This window comes from Ligilactobacillus murinus DSM 20452 = NBRC 14221 (assembly GCF_001591685.1).
In the GTDB taxonomy this organism is placed as follows: Bacteria; Bacillota; Bacilli; order Lactobacillales; family Lactobacillaceae; genus Ligilactobacillus; species Ligilactobacillus murinus.
Genome location: NZ_BCVJ01000094.1, coordinates 1 through 2,675 on the forward strand (window position 1 = coordinate 1; position 2,675 = coordinate 2,675).

3 protein-coding genes are annotated in these 2,675 nt (G+C 33.0%); all 3 read left to right on the forward strand.

What is annotated here, in order from left to right; all coding sequences use genetic code 11:
• Positions 1 to 562 precede the first annotated feature (562 nt).
• The gene (locus LMU01S_RS09820; RefSeq protein WP_162258480.1) at positions 563 to 1,675 is read left to right on the forward strand and encodes a glycosyltransferase family 4 protein; all 1,113 of its coding nucleotides are present in this window, start codon (positions 563 to 565) and stop codon (positions 1,673 to 1,675) included.
• A gap of 266 nt (positions 1,676 to 1,941) precedes the next feature.
• The gene (locus LMU01S_RS09825; RefSeq protein ID WP_056959137.1) at positions 1,942 to 2,412 is read left to right on the forward strand and encodes a JAB domain-containing protein; all 471 of its coding nucleotides are present in this window, start codon (positions 1,942 to 1,944) and stop codon (positions 2,410 to 2,412) included.
• Positions 2,399 to 2,675: hypothetical protein (locus tag LMU01S_RS09830; protein WP_082783051.1), on the forward strand; the 277-nt coding region annotated here is incomplete at its 3' end. The genes LMU01S_RS09825 and LMU01S_RS09830, both read left to right, overlap by 14 nt.

The window sequence follows — 2,675 nt, forward strand, 5'->3', positions numbered from 1 at the left end:
CAGGAGAATAAAAACTATAATAACTATTGAATTTAAATATATTATAGATGGTTATATCAGATTATATGGATGGAATTTATGGAAGCGTGATTGACTAGTTTTTACAGGACTAGCCCTACTTTCGTTTATTTTCTTTTAGCATTTGGAGGCGAAGAGGGTCATGGGAGAATACTAGTAAACTATCCAGCACCAACAAATATTGTTTATGGGAATTGCGTTATCTAATTACTTCCGACAATATATACCAGGGAGACAGGTGTGAAATATATAAAGCGATTAGCTCCCTTAACATTTGGTGTCTATTTGATTCATCTTCAGCCGATGGTGACCGAACATATTTTGCGGAACAGATTTACATTTTTTGGCCAGTGTTGCCCCAGTAAATTTATTATTGAGTACTTCATTGATTAGTTTAGTTATTTATTTGATATGCTCAATGCTTGAATGGTTGCGACAAAGAGTGTTTATTTGGCTGAAAATAGAGTTATTAGTTGATAAATTAACGTACAGAGTGTCTGAAATTATCTGTACAAGTGCAAGCAGGTTATAGGAGTATATGGGCGTGGAAATAAAAAAAGTTATCTTTATATGTAATTATGCCGCAAATTATGGTGGCAACTTCTTAGCATCATTAGCAAAACTTTCACAAAATTTATCTATTGATGGTATTCAAAGCATCTATTTATTTCCCAATATAGCATCTAATAAAAAGTGGGAGATTGATCTTAGTGAATACAAAGTGATTTATACAGAATTTGATGAATCTAATATTGAAATTAGTTTAAAGAATATCATTGATGAACATACAATTTTACATTTACATTTTATGGAATCACTACAGCAATTAAGTCGTTTAGCAGAATTTGCTAATCAGTACGGGGCAAAAATATTTTTCCATGAACATATGCGACGCCCAGGTTTTTCTAATTATCGAATAAAACGCTTAGTTTCACAAATTGTTTATAATCTAGGAGGAGTTAAACGATTTTATCATAGTAGGTTGCGAGGGATTAAATCTATAGCGGTCAGTCCAGATGTAAGAAAAGATTTAACTAAGGTAGTACCTAAAGAGCAAGTTGTATTAGTTGAAAATGCTATCTTTACAGATCGTTTGGATAATTTTACTGAGAATTCAATTGATAGTAAAAGACATGCACTGATTATGGGTACTGATTACCGCCGTAAAGGGGTAGACTTGGCTATTAAAGCAATTGCAAGTAGCAAATATGTTTCTAAGATACAGTTAGATATTTTAACGCATTTTATTGATAGAACGGAGAAACTTATTATTGAAGACTTTGGGGAGATCCCCAATTTTGTAAATATATTACCAGTTACGCAAAATGTGCAAGATTTTTATCATAAGTCGTTTGTCTTCTTATCTCCTTCACGATCAGAGGCGTTTGGGTATGCAGTAATTGAATCAGCTTACTGTGGAACAAGTGTTATTGCTTCAGATATTCCAGGACAAAATGTATTAAAAGTGGTTCCATATATTCAATGGATTACTAAGGAGGATGTTGATAGTCTAGCGTCTCAAATTGATCTAGTTTATGAAAAAGAACAATCTCAAGTTATGTTAGAAAGTATTGAAAATCGTCAATTTATCAAAGAACACTTTGCGATAGACAATTGGGTAACTAAAATAAAAGAGCTTTATACCAAGATAAAATAAACAACTGATGTAAATACTGAAATAATGAATTTTATTGTAGTTGCTGACCATCCTCGCGAATGGTTTACTGCTGATCTTGAAACAATTAATGACGTAGTAAACGGTATTATCGCAAAACTAAGAATGAGTTGAGAAATAAAAGTATTTAGTTCTAAGACGTAACCAAAGTAATTTTCAAATATATATTTTAATTATGAGCAAGCTACTATAATGTGGCTTGCTCTTTTTATTTTGCATTGATTTCTAAATAAAGGAGAGGGTCAATTTTGAAGAAAGAAGTTGTCAAGTTCATAAGATTGAAGCAGGAACGTATTAAGATAGAAGGTTGGGAACAACTAAGCGCAAGTGCTATTTCAACGCCGTATGACACAGTAAATTTAGTAGAACCATTTTTAAAAGAAGCAGACCGAGAGATGATGTTAGTTATTGGATTGGATACGAAGAATAAACCCACAGTTATTAGCATAGTTGCTATGGGTACGCTCAATCAATCGACTGTTTCAACAAGAGAAGTGTTTAAGCCGTTACTACTATCTAATTCGATCAGATTTATCGTCGTTCATAATCATCCGTCGGGTAATACGAACCCATCAAAGAATGATCTTAAGTTTACACATAAATTAAAGAAAGCAGGTGACATGATGGAGATTTATTTATTGGATAGCATTATTTACGGTGATAGCATTAGAAGTTTACTAGCAAATGACTGGGGAGGTATTGATATTGATAAAATTTAAAGCAGCTAAAAGAGCTTTGATACTTGAACTTGAGTTAGTGATGGATGTGATTGTTGATGATGAAAACACGGTGTATGAGACTGTTCGTTTAGAACGAGAAGAGCTAGATAGTGCAGTCATAGACCTAGTACCAAGCACGCAAGGGATAGTATGTGTTACAAGTTTTTCAGTTGATGATGTGATTGGATTTATCATAGCCGATAAGCAAAATAAAAATGCTTACGGTATAGGCTTTATCGATTACGATAATCAATCGCAGTTTG